This is a genomic window from Sphingomonas sp. AAP5 (assembly GCF_004354345.1).
Lineage (GTDB): Bacteria > Pseudomonadota > Alphaproteobacteria > Sphingomonadales > Sphingomonadaceae > Sphingomonas > Sphingomonas glacialis.
The window spans coordinates 113,790-128,653 of record NZ_CP037913.1; the positions used below are offsets into that span (position 1 = coordinate 113,790).

Consider the following 14,864-nt stretch of genomic DNA (forward strand, 5'->3'; position numbering starts at 1 on the left):
GCCGGCCCCGTTTTCGTGTGTGCAGCGACGCGAACAGCGTCCTCGGGCGGTCCGTTATCGGAGGGCCGGGAGGCCGCTGCGACTCTTCTCCCTGAGAGGAAGGGGCAGGGGGTGGGTGGGCTTCCAGTCGCGCGTCACGCCCGCCTTATGCCGACCCGCCCCCGCCCCCCCTTTTCCAGGGAGGGGAGACCGAAGCGCCTCGTTCAAGCCCGAAGACTCGTCCCGGATCCTATGCCGCGGCCCGCGCCCGACGGGCCGAGCCGATCAGCAGCGTCGCCCGTCCACCCAGCACCAGCCGATTGACCGCCAGCGCGACGCCGACGCTTGCGAACAGCGTCACCGCCATCATGTGGATATAGTGCAGCGGCGACCAGACGAAGGTCGAGAAGCCATAGAGCGCGAGGCCGAACAGCATGCCCGAGATCGCCGCGCGCGGATCGACCCCGCGGAACAGGAGCGCCACCACGAACACCGACAGCACCGGCATCGAGATCAGCCCGTTGAGCTGCTGCACCAGATTGATGATGCTCGGCGCGCCGTCGTAGAACGGCACGATCGCGATCGCGAGGATCACGAAGCCGACGATGCTCCACAGATTGAGCTTGGCGACATTGGGGTTGGGGTTCACGAACTTCTCGTGGATGTCGCAGACGTAGAGCGCAGCCGACGAATTGAGCAGGCTGGTGAAATGCGCCAGCACCGCCGATGCGATTGCCGCGGCGAAGATGCCCGACAACCAGTTGGGCAGCACGTGCCACACGATCTTGCCATACGCCGCATCGCCGAGATGGCCGAACAGCTTGTACGACACCACGCCGGGAATGACGACGATCGCCGGGACCACCAGCAACCGGATCACCGTCGCCGCGACCACGCCCTTCTGCGCCTCGCGCAGGTTCGGCGCGGCCATCGCGCGTTGGGTGATCGTCTGGTTGGTCGACCAGTAGAAGGTCTGGATGAAGATCATCCCCGTCAGCAGCGTCGGCCAGGGGATCGGCGAATCCGGGCCGCCGATCATCGAGATCCGTTCGGGCGGAATGCCTGAAAAGTCCCAGTGGATCGCGGCGAGCGACAGGAACACGACGAGCATCGCCATGAACAGCAGCAGGATGCCGCTATAGGTGTCGACCACCGCCGCGGCGCGCAGGCCGCCGAAGATCGCATAGAGCGACCCGGCCACCCCGAAGATCGCCGCCAGCAGCACGGTCGGAATCGGCAGCGCGAACATCGACTTCATCATCAGCGCGCCCGAATAGAGCACGATCGGCTGGAACACCGCGATATTGCCGAACAGGAACATCGCGGCGATCACCGCGCGGACGTTCTTGTCGCCATATTTCTTTTCGAGCAGCTCGGTTACGGTGGTGCAGTCGTTGCGATAATAGATCGGCAGGAACACCCAGGCGAGGATGCTGAGGCCGACCACGCCCGACAGCTCCCACCACGCGAGCAACGCCATCTGGTTGCCGTTCATCCCGAGCAACTGGTCGGTCGACAAATTGGTGATGGTGATCGAGCCGGCGATGTAGAGCCAGGACAGCCCACCGCCGGCGAGGAAGAATTCCTTGTTGCTGTTGCCCGCGTGGCGCGCCTCGCCGCGGCATTTGAGATAGGTGATGAAGGCGATCGCGGCGGTCAGGGCGGCGGCGATCCAGGCCTGGGTCAGCTGCAGATTCATTTCGCCACCGTCGGCAGGTCGTGATGCAGTTCGAGCCCGAGCGCCCAGCGGCGCTGGAAGCCCGGCCAATAGCCCTTCGACCCCGCATCGTCGGGCGCGGCGAACCGGGCGCCGACGCTTGCTCCTTGTGCGAGCGGCCAGACGCCGTCGTCGGCCTTGAGCGTCGGCACCGCGAGGAAAGCGGCATGCGCCGCGTCGCCCTTGAGCGTCGCGTCGAGGAAGGCGGTGACGAAATGCCGGTTGATCGCGAGGATCCGGTCGCGGCGCCAAACTGGCTCCTCGAGCTGCTCGACCTTGGCGAAATCGACCGCGGGCAGGCCGGTGGTGCCGTCGCCGGCAATATTGTGGTGCGCATTCTGGTACACCAGCATCCGCCGGTCCGCGCCCGTCATCTGGCCGTAGAGCCAGGCCACCCCGTCGGTGTAGCCGCTGACATCGTCATGATCGCCGACGACGAGCAGCGTCGGCGTCTTGATCTGGCCGAGCGCGGCGCCGGTCCAGGCGCGCAGCGGCGTGCCGCCGCCCCATGGCGCGAAGGCGACGATCGCCTTGACCCCGGCGGGTGCACCTTGCGAGACCAACGGGGCACCCGCGGCATAGGGCGCAAGCAGCCCGCCGGGCGCGATCTTGTACAAGGTGCTGGCGGGGTCGAACCCCGCGCCGGCGGTGGCGAGCGCGCCGAAGCCGCCCATCGAATAGCCCATCAGCGCGATCCTAGTGGCGTCGTAGGTCCCCGCCAGCGGACCGCTGCCAGCGCGGCGGGTGAGCTCGGCGATGACGAAGCGCTGGTCGGCGCTGCGGCTGATGACGGTCATGCCGAACGCGGCGAGCTGCGACAGCTTGGTATCGCGCGGGGCGTCGGCATGGTCGATCGAGGCGACGACATAGCCGCGTGAGGCGAGATGCTCGGCGAGATCGGCAAAGCCCGTCGCCCAATTGTGGAAGCCGTGCGAGAACACCACCAGCGGGAAATGCCCGCGGATCGGCGCGGCGGCGAGGGACGCGGTGCCGGTGCGCCCGCCGGTGGCCTGCGGTCCGGGCTGGTACGGCACATAGTGCGCCGCCACGCCGCGCGCCGGGCGCGTCGCAGGGTACCAGATCGTCAGCGGAAGCACGCGGTCGTGCCGCGCGATCCCGTTGGCAGCCGGCGTCAGGAGATCGGGCTGGTCAGGATTGGTGACGTCGATCCGCTGCACCCCGACCGTATAGGACCCCGGCACCGCGAGTTGCGGCGCATCGGGCAAGGCCTGCGGGAGGGCAGGAGTCGCCACCACCGCCGCCGCCAGCGTCAGTCCGGCGCCGATCCGTTTCATCCAGCCGCTCATGCCCGTTCCCTCCAGATTGCCACGTCGCGCGCGCCGATCTCTCGGCCGCCGATCAAGAATGTTGTACCCGCGGGTGCCGGGGCGGTGGCCGGCACCGCGCCGTAATTGAGCGCGAAGACGAGGTCGCCCCGCCGCCTGAGCCGCAGATCGTCGGGAAGGCGCAGCGTCGCCACGCCCGCCTCGGCGCAGAGCGCCTCGAGCAGGTCGGTGGTGAAGGCCGCATCGCTCAGCGTCGCCAGATACAGCACGCGGTCGCGGCGTAGCAGCGCGGCCCCGCCATCGTCATAGCGTGCCAGCGTCTCGACCCCGTCGCCGGGTTCGACCGTCTCGCGCCAGATTCCCGATGGATAGGACCGACCGTTCCACGCGAATGCGTCCTCGCACCCCGGCCGCAGCGTCTCGACCGACAGCACGCGCATCGGCAGCAGCGCGCGCAACGGCCCCGGCGGCAACCCCTCGGGATAGGTCAGTTCGGGCGTCTTCGCGCCCGAACGCGGCCCGAACAGCACGATCGCCCCGCCGCTCGCGAGCCGTTCGGCCATGCCCGGGCGCGGCATCGCCAGCGCGGGCACGACGATCAGCGCATAATCCGCCGGGTCGCCATCGGGCGCGATGAAGTCGACATCGACGCCGATCCCGCGCAGCGCGCTATACTGCTGCAGCAGGATACTCGTGTAATCATAGCTCTGGCCCTGCTGCTCGATCTCGCCGAGCCATTGCGCCTCGACATCGACCACCAGCGCGACGCGCGCACGCGTCGCCGGCGTGGCATTGAGGTCGAGCAAGGCGAGATCGCGCACCACCGCCTCGATCTCGGGCCAAGCGGCGGCTTCGCTGCTGTCGGGGCGGAGCAGGCCGGCGTGCATCTGCTCCTGCGCGAACGGCGCCTGCCGCCAGCGGAAATAGCTCACTACGCCGGCACCATGCGCGAACGCCTCGAGCGTCCACAGCCGCACCATGCCCGGCGCGGGCGCGGGGTTATGCGTCGCCCAGTTCACCGGCCCGGGCTGCTGCTCCATGATCCAGAACGCACCCGGTGCGAGCCCGCGCGTCTGGTCGAAGTAGAACGCGCTGTAATCGGGATGGCCGGTGCGCATGAAGCGCTTGAAGTCGGTCGGCGCAGCATCGGCCATGCGCAAGTCGGTGCGCCCGAGCGGGTAATTGTCGTACGAGGCGAAATCGAGATCGCGCGCGAGCCGGTGATTGTCGATCCCGGTCTCGTCCATCGGGATGAAATTGTGCGTGACGAACCGGCCGGGCGACAGGCGCCGCAGCACCTCGACTTGCGCATCGTGGAAACGCACGACTTCGTCCGACGAGAAGCGATACCAGGCGAGGCGATGCGCCGGGCTGGTCTCGGTCACCGCGCCGACCGGCAGCTCGATCTCGTCGAAGCTGCGATATTCCATCGACCAGAAGACGTTGCCCCAAGCATGGTTGAGCGCAGCGACATCGCCATAGCGGTCGCGGCACCACAGCCGGAACGCGTCGCGCGCGACGGGCGAGGCGCTCAGCGTGGTGTGGTGGCAGCACAGTTCGTTGTCGGTCTGCCACCCCGCGACGCTGGGATGCGCGCCATAGCGCTCGGCGAGCGCGGTGACGATCTTGACCGCGGCATCGCGATAGACGTCGCTCGAAAAGTCATAGTGCCGGCGTGAGCCGAAGCCCCGCGTGCGGCCGGTCGCAGGATCGACAGGCAAGATTTCGGGATGCGCGTCGATCAGCCATTTCGGCGGAGTCGCGGTCGGCGTGCCGATCACGACCTTCAGCCCGGCAGCGGCGAGCGTCGCAAGCGCTGCATCGAACCATTCGAAATCATATCGACCGGGATCGGGCTCGAGCCGCGACCACGCGAATTCGCCGATGCGAACGTAGCGCAAGCCGAGCGCCGCCATGCGCCGCGCATCGTCTGGCCACTGGTCGCGCGGCCAGTGTTCCGGATAATAGCAAACCCCGAGCACGTCGCTCTCCTCCCGCCGCTTTCAACGAAGCGGTGTTTGTGCACCCATCTCGCGCCGTTCTCGTGACGAGAAGCAGCCGGCGGGGTATACGAGCATATTTATCGGATAAATTGACCGGGTCAATCGCTCCGGATAGCGTTGTCAGAAAAATTGACCCTTGCTTTAGAGAGACATCGCCAATGCCAGCTGCCGCACCGCTGCCCGCCTTCGTTCGGCTCGATGGAGCACGGACCAGCATAGTGATCGATTGTCGGGGCGGGGCGCCGGTGGTGCTGCACTGGGGCGCTCGGCTTGCCGAGAGCGCCGATCCGGCGACGCTCGCTTTGCTCGGCGCGCGCGAGGAAGCGCCATGCTCGCCCGCACAGACGCCGCCATTGTCGCTCACGCCCTTGATCGGCACGGGGTTTCCGGGACGGACGGGGCTGTCGTGCCACCGGGACGGGCCGGGCTGGGCAAGCTGGACGGAGATCGTTGCCGTCCAATGCGGTGAGGACAGCGTCGAGATCGTCTCGCGCGACGCGGCCAATGGCGTGACGCTGCGCCATACCCTCCGTCTTGCGGCGGCGGGCGACGTGCTGCGCGCGCAAACCACGGTCACCAACGATGGCGCGACCCCCTTGGCGATCGAGGCGTGCGACGCTCCCGCGCTGCCGGTGCCGGCGGCGGTGTCCGACTGGGTGCTGTTCGATGGGCGCTGGTCGGGCGAGTTCCAGATGCAGCGCGTCGCACGCACGATGGGCGCGGTGTCGCGCGAGAACCGCCGCGGACGGACGAGCCACGATGCCTTCCCGGCGCTTCTCGCGCAGGTTGCCCCGTGCGGCGAGCAGCTGGGCGAGGTGTTCGGCTTCCACCTCGCGTGGAGCGGGAACCACCGGCTCTGGGCCGAGACGCTCTCCGACGGTCGCGCCTATGTCCAGCTCGGCGAACTGCTGCTGCCCGGCGAGATTCGCCTCGCGCCTGGCGCTGCGTATGCGAGCCCCGAACTCGTCTGCGCCTGGTCGGACCGGGGGCGCAGCGGGCTCTCGCAGGCTTTTCACGCGCATGTCCGCGCGCGCCCGCAGCATGCGCGGCTGCGCGCGAAGCCACGCCACGTGCATTACAACACTTGGGAGGCGGTCTATTTCGACCATGATCCGGCCAAGCTCATCGCGCTCGCCGAGCGGGCCGCGGCAATCGGGGTCGAGCGCTTCGTGCTCGACGACGGCTGGTTCCCCGCGCGGCGCAACGATCGCGCCGGGCTTGGCGACTGGACCGTCGATCGCAGCGTCTATCCCGAGGGGCTCGGGCCGCTGATCGACCGCGTCCGCGCGCTCGGGATGGAGTTCGGGCTGTGGGTCGAGCCCGAGATGGTCAATCCCGACAGCGACCTGTTCCGCGCGCATCCCGAATGGGTGCTGGCGACCCCGCCGGCACCGCAGCTCGGCTTTCGCCACCAGCTCGTGCTCGATTTCGGCCGCGCCGAGGTGCGCGACCATCTGTTTGCCGCGATCGACGCGCTGCTGCGCGACCATCCCATCGCGTATCTCAAATGGGACATGAACCGCGATCTCAGCCACCCCGGCGACGCCGATGGTCGAGCGGGAGCACATGCCCATGTCCTTGGGCTGTACGACTTGCTGGCGCGTCTTCGTGCGGCACATCCTGCAGTCGAGATCGAAAGCTGTTCCAGCGGGGGCGGGCGCGCCGATCTGGGCATTCTCGACCTGACCGACCGGGTGTGGACGTCGGACACCAACGATGCGCTCGATCGCCTGGCGATCCAGCGGGGGCTGTCGACCTTCCTGCCAGCCGAAGTGATGGGCGCGCATGTCGGCCCGACCGATTGCCACATCACCGGGCGGCGCGTCTCGATGGCGACGCGCGTGGCGACGGCGCTGTTCGGGCATTTCGGTGTCGAGGCCGATCTCGGCGCGTTGACCGACAGCGAGGGCGCCGAACTCGCGGCCGGGATCGCGCTCCACAAGCGGCACCGCGCGCTGATCCATTCGGGCGATCTCGTCCGGCTCGATCGCGGGGAGGGCGAAATCGCTTTCGGGATCGTCGCCGCCGACCGTGGCGAGGCGGTGTTCAGTTACACCCAGCTGCGCGAACAGCGCGGCTATTTCGCCGATCCGCTCCGGCTGGCGGGGCTCGATCGCGAGGCGGACTATCGCGTGCGGTGGGTTTGGCCGGTTGAGCCCAGCGTCGGGTCGCCGCTATTCGCCGCCTTGCGCGACGGTTTGATCGTGTCGGGCCAGTCGCTGATCGCGGTTGGCCTGCAACCGCCGCGCTTGAAGCCACAAGCGGGGTTCCTGCTCCACGTCGAACGGGTCTGACGTCGGGCGCTGGAGCCCGTCGAAGGTTCCGCCTGGCTTATCCCTACACTGGATTGGGGACTTCGATCTCCCGGCGCTGGGCAATCGCGCCCAGCAGGCCGAGCGGACCGGCGAGGCCGCGCAGGGCGTATCCCGCTAGCGCACCTTACTGCGCCATCTGGCGGGGATGCTTGCGTGCCCAATCGCGGTTCAGCGCAAGCGCCGCAAGCGTGCAGAGCGCCCCGGACAACAAATAGGCGCCAACCGACATCAATCCGAACGTGCTCGCCAGCCATAGCGCCGCAAGCGGTGCGAAGGCGGCGCCGATGAACCAGGATGCGGTCGCGGTCGTGCCCGCGCCCGTATAGCGGTGCCGGGGCGAGAAGCTGCCGTTGACCGCGCCCGAAGACTGGCCGAACGACAGGCCGAGCAGGACGAAGCCCAGCATCATGTACGTCCATTCGCCCGCCGCCCCGCGGCCGAGCAGTTGCGGGGCAAAGCCGCTGTAAGCGGCGATCAGCGCGGCCGAGACGCCGAGCAAGGTGCGGCGGCCGACCCGGTCGGCGATGACGCCGGACAGCGTTACCGCGATGAGGCAGACGAACGCACCGACCAGCTCGATCACCAGGAAGCGAACCGGCGGCTCCCCCGAGGTGAGCACGAACCACGACAAGGGGAATACGGTGACGAGGTGGAACAACGCGAAGCTCGCCAGCGGCGCGAACGCCCCGAGCACGACCGTACCCCCTTCTTCGCGAACCAGCGCGGAGAGCGACGATGGCTGCAGCTCGCGGCTTTCGAACAGCTGCTTGAACCCTGGTGTCGAGATCAGCCGCAGTCGTGCGAATAACGCCACCACGTTGATGACAAAGGCGACGAAGAAGGGAAAGCGCCAGCCCCAATCGAGGAAATCGGCGGTGCTGAGCGCGCTGAGCAGATACGCGAAGACCGCGGCGGCCACGAACAAGCCGACGGGGGCGCCGAGCTGCGGGATCATCGCAAACCAGCCGCGGCGCCCGGCGGGCGCGTTGAGCGACAGCAGTGCCGGAAGGCCGTCCCAGGTGCCGCCGAGCGCGAAGCCCTGCCCGATGCGGAACAGCGCCAGCAGGATGACCGCCCAGGCGCCGGCCTGCGCGTGGCTGGGGACGAAGGCGATCGCCGCGGTCGATCCGCCGAGCAGGAACATCGCGGCGGTCAGTTTGACGCCGCGGCCGTGCTTGCGGTCGATCCAGATGAAGGCCAGTGCGCCGATCGGCCGTGCGATGAAGGCAAGCGCGAAGAGTGCGAACGCATAGAGCGTGCCCGTCAAGGCATCGACGTACGGGAAGATGACCGACGGAAAGACCAGCACCGACGCGATCGCAAAGACAAAGAAGTCGAAGAATTCCGACGACCGTCCGATGATCACCCCGACGGCGATGTCGCCCGGTCGGACCTGATGGTCGCGCGCGTTGATCAGCTGCGCATCGCGCTCCAAGGGGGTCGAGTTCCCCGCGTCGAGTGCCGTCCCTACCATCGCATTCCGTCCTATCTGCTCAGTCGTGTGTGGCAGCGACTGCGGCGGCCGCCGTGATCGATCAGCGATGCCGACAGTCCCGCCATAGCGATTCACAAACCGCAAAACTTTGATCGCGGACAAAGTTCGGCAGTCGATCAGCGGCTACGCGTCGGGCATGGGCAGCACATCATCACATCGCATCCGCACGGCGTTGCGCCTTCCCCTCCTGGGGATTCCGGCATTGCTGAGCGGTTGCAACATGGTGGTGTTGAACCCGACCGGTGATATTGCCCTGCAACAGCGCAATCTCATCCTGTTCGCGACCGGGATCATGTTGATGATCATCGTGCCGGTGATGGTGCTGACGGTGCTGTTTGCCTGGCGGTACCGGCGCGGCAATCCCAACAAGATCTACGATCCCAATTTCGACCATTCGACCACGCTCGAGCTCGTGATCTGGGCGTGCCCGTTGCTGATCATCATCGCGCTCAGCGTCGTGACCTGGACGAGCACGCATCTGCTCGATCCGTTCCGCCCGCTCGAGCGTCTGTCGGCGGGCCGGCCGATCGCGCCCAACACCAAGCCGCTCGAGGTGCAGGTCGTCGCGCTCGACTGGAAATGGCTGTTCATTTATCCTGAACAGGGCATCGCCACCGTCAACGAACTGGCGCTGCCGGTGGACGTGCCGGTACACTTCTCGATCACGTCGACGAGCCAGTTCAGCACCTTCTACGCGCCGACGATGGCCGGGATGATCTACGCCATGCCGGGCATGCAGTCCGTGCTCAACGCGGTGCTCAACCAGCCCGGCGACAGCTGGGGCTATTCGGGCAATTATACCGGGCGCGGTCACACCGAGATGCGCTTCAAGCTGCGCGGCATGGCACCGGCGGATTTCGCGCGCTGGGTCGCGCGGGTGAAGGCCAGCAAGGGCACGCTCGCCGCGGCCAATTATGGCGCGCTGGAGAAACCCAGCATCAAGGTGCCGGCGCAGTATTTCGGGTCGGTCATGCCGGGCTTGTTCGACCGCGTGGTCAATCGCTGCGTCGCCCCGGGTGCGCCATGCACGATCGACGTGATGCGCCGCGACATGGCGCGCAGTCGGGGCGATGTTGCGGGCCGCAGCGCCGCGCCGCTGCATGGCACCACGCCGATTCCGGCGCTCTTCAAGGCCCCCGAGGACAAGGGCACGGGGCCCAACGTCACCAAGCCGGCCAAACCCGGCGCACCCGGCGAGCGCAAGCAAGGCGATCCGCGCAATCGCGATCTGTCGGCCACGCAGCCTTTCCTCGCCCCCGGTGCGCTTCGCACCGCGCGGTCTGATCCCCAAGCATCGGGACTTTCATGAGCGATCATCTTCTCAAATCGATCTTCGGGCGGCTGACCTGGGAATCGTTTCCGCTGCACGAACCGATCCTGCTCGGGACGTTCATCGTCGTCGCGGCGCTCGGCCTCGCGCTTGTCGGCGCACTGACGTACTTCCGGCTGTGGGGCTATCTGTGGACCGAATGGTTCACGAGTGTCGATCACAAGCGGATCGGCATCATGTACGTCATCCTCGGCATCATCATGCTGCTGCGCGGATTTTCGGATGCGCTGATGATGCGCGCACAGCAGGCGATTGCCTTCGGCGACAACCAGGGTTTTCTCGAGGCGCATCATTACGATCAGATCTTCACCGCGCACGGTACGATCATGATCTTCTTCGTGGCGATCCCGCTGGTGGTCGGCCTGGTCAACTTCGTCATGCCGCTGCAGCTCGGCGCGCGCGACGTGGCCTTTCCGTTCCTCAATAATCTCAGTTTCTGGCTGACCGCGGCGGGGGCGGTCCTCGTGATGATTTCGCTGTTCGTCGGCGAGTTCGCCAGCACCGGCTGGCTCTCCTACGCACCGCTCGCCGGGCTGGCGTACAGCCCCGAAACGGGGGTCGATTATTATCTGTGGTCGCTGCAGATCGCCGGTGTCGGCACGACGCTGTCGGCGATCAACATGGTCGCCACCGTCATCAAGATGCGCGCGCCCGGCATGACGATGATGAAGATGCCGGTGTTCTGCTGGACGGCGTTGTGTTCGAACGTGCTCGCCATCGCCATCTTCCCCGCACTGACCGCCGCATTCTTCCTGCTCATGCTCGATCGCTATATCGGCACGCATTTCTTCACCAACGAGCTCGGCGGTTCGCCGATGATGTATTGGAACATGGTGTGGATCTGGGGACACCCGGAAGTCTATGTCCTCGTCCTCCCCGCATTCGGCATCTATTCGGAAATCACCTCGACCTTCACGGGCAAGCGGCTCTTCGGCTATACCTCGATGGTCTATGCGACCGTGGTGATCACGATCCTGTCGTATCTCGTCTGGCTGCACCATTTCTTCACGATGGGGGCGGGGCCGAGCGTCAACAGCTTCTTCGGCATCGCCACGATGGTCATCGCCATCCCGACCGGCGCCAAGATCTTCAACTGGCTGTTCACCATGTACCGCGGCGACATCCGCTTCGAACTGCCGATGATGTGGGTGGTGGCGTTCATGCTGACCTTCGTGGTCGGCGGGATGACCGGCGTGCTGCTGGCGATTCCGCCCGCCGATTTCGTGCTGCACAATTCGCTGTTCCTGGTCGCGCATTTCCACAACGTGATCATCGGCGGCGTGGTGTTCGGGCTGTTCGCGGGAATGGTCTACTGGTTCCCCAAGGCGTTCGGTTTCAAGCTCGACGAGTTCTGGGGCAAGGTCGCCTTCTGGGGCTGGGTGATCGGCTATTGGGTCGCCTGGACGCCGATCTACGTCGTCGGACTGATGGGCACCACGCGTCGCGTGAACCATTTCGACGATCCTACGCTCCAACCCTATTTCATCGTCGCCGCGATCGGTGCGCTCATCATTCTGGTCGGCATCCTCGGCTTCGTGATGAGCATCGTGATGGGCTTCGTGAAGCGCGACCAGCTGCGCGATCTGACCGGCGACCCGTGGGACGGCCGCACGCTCGAATGGTCGACCACCTCGCCGCCGCCGGCGTACAACTTCGCCTTCACGCCGGTGATCCACGATCTCGATGCGTGGTACGACATGAAGAGCCGCGGTTACGAGCGGCCCGCCGGGGGCTATCGCCCGATTCACATGCCGCGCAACACCGGCGCCGGAATCATCCTGGCCGGACTCGCGCTCAGCCTCGGCTTCGGCATGGTGTGGTACATGTGGTGGCTCGCCGCATTGAGCTTTGCCGGGCTGATCGTCGTCGCGGTGGCGCATACCTTCAACTTCGCGCGCGACTATTTCATTCCGGCGGACGAGGTCGCGCTGACCGAGAGCAAGCGCCACCAGCCGGCCGTGGGAGCCTGACATGACCGACAACACGCGCTTCCCGAGCGACGCCGCGCCGAGCTGGCACATGGCCGAAGACGACGATCATGATCATGACGGCAACGGTGCCACCGTGCTCGGCTTCTGGATCTACTTGATGAGCGACGCGCTGATCTTCGCGTCGCTGTTCGCGATGTTCGGCGTGGTCCGGACGAATTATGCCGGCGGGCCGATGCCGCATGAGATCTTCGAGCTGCCGCTCGTCGCGCTCAACACCGCGTTGCTGCTGGCGTCGTCGATCACCTTCGGCCAGGCGATGCCGCATATCGAAGCCGGGCGGGTCGGCGCGACCCGCTTTTGGCTCGCGGTGACCGGCCTGCTCGGCGCTGGATTCATCGGCATCGAACTGTACGAATTCTCGACGCTGATCGCCGAAGGCGCAGGGCCACAGCGCAGCGCCTTCCTCTCGGCCTTCTTCACGCTCGTCGGCACGCACGGCGCGCACGTCACGGTCGGGCTGCTGTGGATCGGCGTCATGCTCGTCCAACTCGGGCAGCACGGCCTCAGCCAGCCGATGAAGCGCCGGCTGATCTGCCTGTCGATGTTCTGGCACTTCCTCGACATCATCTGGATCGGTGTCTTCACCTTCGTCTATCTGTTTGGAGTCCTCCGGTGAGCCAGCCCTCGATCGCGCCAGAAACCGCACATGGCGCCACGTCCGGCCACAGCCAGCGGGGCTACCGGATCGGCACGATCCTCGCGATCATCCTGACGGCGGTGCCGTTCTGGCTGGTGATGTCCGGGGTGCTGCACGATGCGCAGACGACGGCGGCGCTGATCTTCGCCATGGGCTTTGTCCAGATCATCGTTCACGTGCTTTGCTTCCTGCATCTCGACACGCGGTCCGAAGGCGGCTGGACGTTGCTCGCTTTCCTGTTCACCACGGTGATCGTCGTGTTGACGATCGCCGGGTCGATCTGGGTGATGTATCACCTCAATGCCAACATGATGCCGATGCCGATGCCTGGCGGCCTGGTGATCCCGGCGCACTGAGCGCGGACGCCACCCGCGCGCGGGTGCCTCGTTCGCGGCGCGGCCTACCTGCCTGACGCCTTCGGCATATACCTAGCTGTGCCGAATTGATGCAGGTTTATCATCTCGTGGGCGTATGAAACTTCCTATGCTCAGCATGGATATCTGCGCCGATGATACGGCACCCGACTCGAGGGTGTGCGCGAGCGTGATGCGCAGCGAACGCGCGGCATTGGATACGATCGGACGGTATAAAAGCGTTTCTCGTGGCGAAACGGTGATCTGGGCCGGTGACGAAAGCACCATCTGCGGCAATTTGCTGTCCGGCGTGCTCAAGCTCGTCGCCTGCACCACGCAGGGTCGTGAGCAGATCGTCGGGCTGCTGTACCCAGCCGATTTCGTCGGGCAGCCCTATCCAGGGCGCGCTGAATTCACGATCACGGCGATGACGGATGCCGAGTTATGTGTGTACTCGCGCAGAGCATTCGAGCGGCTGCTGACCGATCAGGCCGGGATGGAGCGCTTGTTGCTTCAGCGCACATTGGCAGCCCTGAACGTTGCCCGTCGGCAGATGTGGACGCTGGCCCGGACATCGGCGGCTGAAAAGGTCGCGGGGTTTCTGATCGACATGACCTCACGCACAGCGTCGAGCGGATGCAGGGCGACCTACGACGCCCCGGTGACCTTCGACTTGCCTTTGTCGCGCGGACAGATCGCCGACGTCCTGGGGCTCACCATCCAAACGGTGAGCCGGCAGATGACCCATTTGAAGGCGGCCGGGATTATTCGGCTTCCCGGCGGACGCGCGATCACGATCACGGACTCGATCGGACTGGAAGCGCGGGCGGTCGCCGCATAGCGGCCTGGCGTACCGGCGTCATCGTACCGCGCGCGATCTCAGGTCGCTGCCGAGCAGGGTGCCCGGGGGTATGGCCGTCGGCGCTCCTCGATCCGGGGGCATGGACGCCATATATCCGATCTTCTCGGTTACGCGCGCGGATGACCGATGCGTTTGGCGAGGTCTCCGCGAAGCCGACGGCGTTGCGGTGCCGGCAACCCGAAGATGCCTGGACCGCGCCCGCAATCATCGAACGCTAGCTCGGTCGGACCGAGATGTGCATCCGAATGTATGATTGTGCCGCTCAGAGGTTGTCGGCAAGTTCCGTCAGCTATGCTTAACAGATCGTTCAAAGACGTCGATGGAGGTATTCAGACGCGCCTGGTCCAGGGGCCGATCCGGCTGACCTTCGCATCGATTGTGCTTCGGCGTTGAACGCGCTTGTTTTTGACGACGATCTGATCGCCGAGCTCGATCGATCCGTCGGCGCTGCAGGTCGCAATGCCTTGTTGTCCGACCTCGCAGACTGGACCGAAAAGATCGGAGACCGGCTCCATCTGTTGATCGGCGCGGGGGACTTGAAGGGCGCCCGTCAAGAGGCGCATTTGCTACGAAACGCGACCGCCCGTGTCGGTGCCTTCCGCTTGATCGACTGTCTGGTCGAGGTGGAGCTTTATGCTGGTGTGCAGCTGACCGAAGCCGTCTTTGCCTCGAAGCTCGCTGGTGCTGTCGAGGAATTCGTCCAACACGCACGGCTCTTTGCCGGTCAATCGTTCGCCGTCAATTCCCATGCGACCGTGGCGGTGATATCGCCGCCGCCGTAAATCGGCGTTAAATCGTGTGTACGCGGGGGGCGTACACAGGGGCGGCCTTGGCTCACCAACCCGGTGCATCCGGCAAGACATGCAGTCGCATGATTTGTTAACCATTTATCGGCA

Annotated in this window: 11 protein-coding genes; 7 read left to right on the forward strand and 4 right to left on the reverse strand. The window is 66.0% G+C overall.

All coding sequences use genetic code 11. The features are described from left to right. Positions 1–229: 229 nt before the first annotated feature. The 3 genes from E2E30_RS00520 to E2E30_RS00530 are packed head-to-tail and all read right to left on the reverse strand — an operon-like array spanning position 230 to position 4,964. On the reverse strand, positions 230–1,678 hold the full coding sequence (locus E2E30_RS00520; protein ID WP_133186245.1) for an SLC5 family protein: 1,449 nt from the start codon (positions 1,676–1,678) through the stop codon (positions 230–232). Then, positions 1,675–3,003, reverse strand: a complete 1,329-nt coding sequence (locus E2E30_RS00525; protein ID WP_240698993.1) for an alpha/beta hydrolase family protein — start codon at positions 3,001–3,003, stop codon at positions 1,675–1,677. The genes E2E30_RS00520 and E2E30_RS00525 overlap by 4 nt, the downstream gene beginning before the upstream one ends. Further along, a complete protein-coding gene (locus tag E2E30_RS00530) occupies positions 3,000–4,964 on the reverse strand; it encodes a beta-galactosidase (RefSeq protein ID WP_133186247.1) in 1,965 nt (654 codons plus the stop codon). Before E2E30_RS00530 ends, E2E30_RS00525 begins: the two co-directional genes overlap by 4 nt. Positions 4,965–5,143: 179 nt before the next feature. Here E2E30_RS00530 and E2E30_RS00535 point away from each other — a divergent pair, with 179 nt between their 5' ends. Next, positions 5,144–7,279: an alpha-galactosidase gene (locus E2E30_RS00535; RefSeq protein WP_133186249.1), complete on the forward strand. Its 2,136-nt coding sequence runs from the start codon at positions 5,144–5,146 to the stop codon at positions 7,277–7,279. A 145-nt stretch (positions 7,280–7,424) separates the two neighbouring features. Here E2E30_RS00535 and E2E30_RS00540 read toward each other — a convergent pair whose 3' ends face one another. Further along, positions 7,425–8,774 (reverse strand): MFS transporter, encoded by a 1,350-nt coding sequence (locus tag E2E30_RS00540; protein ID WP_133186251.1) that lies wholly within the window; start codon positions 8,772–8,774, stop codon positions 7,425–7,427. A 157-nt stretch (positions 8,775–8,931) separates the two neighbouring features. Here E2E30_RS00540 and cyoA point away from each other — a divergent pair, with 157 nt between their 5' ends. From cyoA to E2E30_RS00570, 6 genes are all read left to right on the forward strand, one after another. Then, the gene (cyoA, locus tag E2E30_RS00545; protein ID WP_272482938.1) at positions 8,932–10,104 is read left to right on the forward strand and encodes a ubiquinol oxidase subunit II; all 1,173 of its coding nucleotides are present in this window, start codon (positions 8,932–8,934) and stop codon (positions 10,102–10,104) included. Then, the gene (gene cyoB / locus E2E30_RS00550; protein ID WP_133186253.1) at positions 10,101–12,095 is read left to right on the forward strand and encodes a cytochrome o ubiquinol oxidase subunit I; all 1,995 of its coding nucleotides are present in this window, start codon (positions 10,101–10,103) and stop codon (positions 12,093–12,095) included. Before cyoA ends, cyoB begins: the two co-directional genes overlap by 4 nt. 1 nt (position 12,096) lies before the next feature. Next, complete coding sequence (gene cyoC / locus E2E30_RS00555; RefSeq protein ID WP_133186255.1) at positions 12,097–12,732, forward strand: cytochrome o ubiquinol oxidase subunit III; 636 nt, start codon at positions 12,097–12,099, stop codon at positions 12,730–12,732. Then, positions 12,729–13,109: a cytochrome o ubiquinol oxidase subunit IV gene (gene cyoD / locus E2E30_RS00560; protein WP_133186257.1), complete on the forward strand. Its 381-nt coding sequence runs from the start codon at positions 12,729–12,731 to the stop codon at positions 13,107–13,109. The genes cyoC and cyoD overlap by 4 nt, the downstream gene beginning before the upstream one ends. A 127-nt stretch (positions 13,110–13,236) precedes the next feature. Then, positions 13,237–13,947, forward strand: coding sequence for a Crp/Fnr family transcriptional regulator (locus E2E30_RS00565; protein WP_133186259.1), 711 nt, complete (start codon positions 13,237–13,239; stop codon positions 13,945–13,947). Positions 13,948–14,357: 410 nt separating this feature from the next. Then, complete coding sequence (locus E2E30_RS00570; RefSeq protein ID WP_133186261.1) at positions 14,358–14,750, forward strand: hypothetical protein; 393 nt, start codon at positions 14,358–14,360, stop codon at positions 14,748–14,750. Positions 14,751–14,864: the final 114 nt, after the last annotated feature.

Bases quoted from the DNA above. Each gene is read 5' to 3' on its own strand.
- E2E30_RS00520 (WP_133186245.1), bottom strand. From the start codon at position 1,678: ATGAATCTGCAGCTGACCCAGGCCTGGATCGCCGCCGCCCTGACCGCC.
- E2E30_RS00525 (WP_240698993.1), bottom strand. From the start codon at position 3,003: ATGAGCGGCTGGATGAAACGGATCGGCGCCGGACTGACGCTGGCGGCG.
- E2E30_RS00535 (WP_133186249.1), top strand. From the start codon at position 5,144: ATGCCAGCTGCCGCACCGCTGCCCGCCTTCGTTCGGCTCGATGGAGCA.
- E2E30_RS00540 (WP_133186251.1), bottom strand. From the start codon at position 8,774: ATGGTAGGGACGGCACTCGACGCGGGGAACTCGACCCCCTTGGAGCGC.
- cyoA (WP_272482938.1), top strand. From the start codon at position 8,932: ATGGGCAGCACATCATCACATCGCATCCGCACGGCGTTGCGCCTTCCC.
- cyoB (WP_133186253.1), top strand. From the start codon at position 10,101: ATGAGCGATCATCTTCTCAAATCGATCTTCGGGCGGCTGACCTGGGAA.
- cyoC (WP_133186255.1), top strand. From the start codon at position 12,097: ATGACCGACAACACGCGCTTCCCGAGCGACGCCGCGCCGAGCTGGCAC.
- E2E30_RS00565 (WP_133186259.1), top strand. From the start codon at position 13,237: ATGCTCAGCATGGATATCTGCGCCGATGATACGGCACCCGACTCGAGG.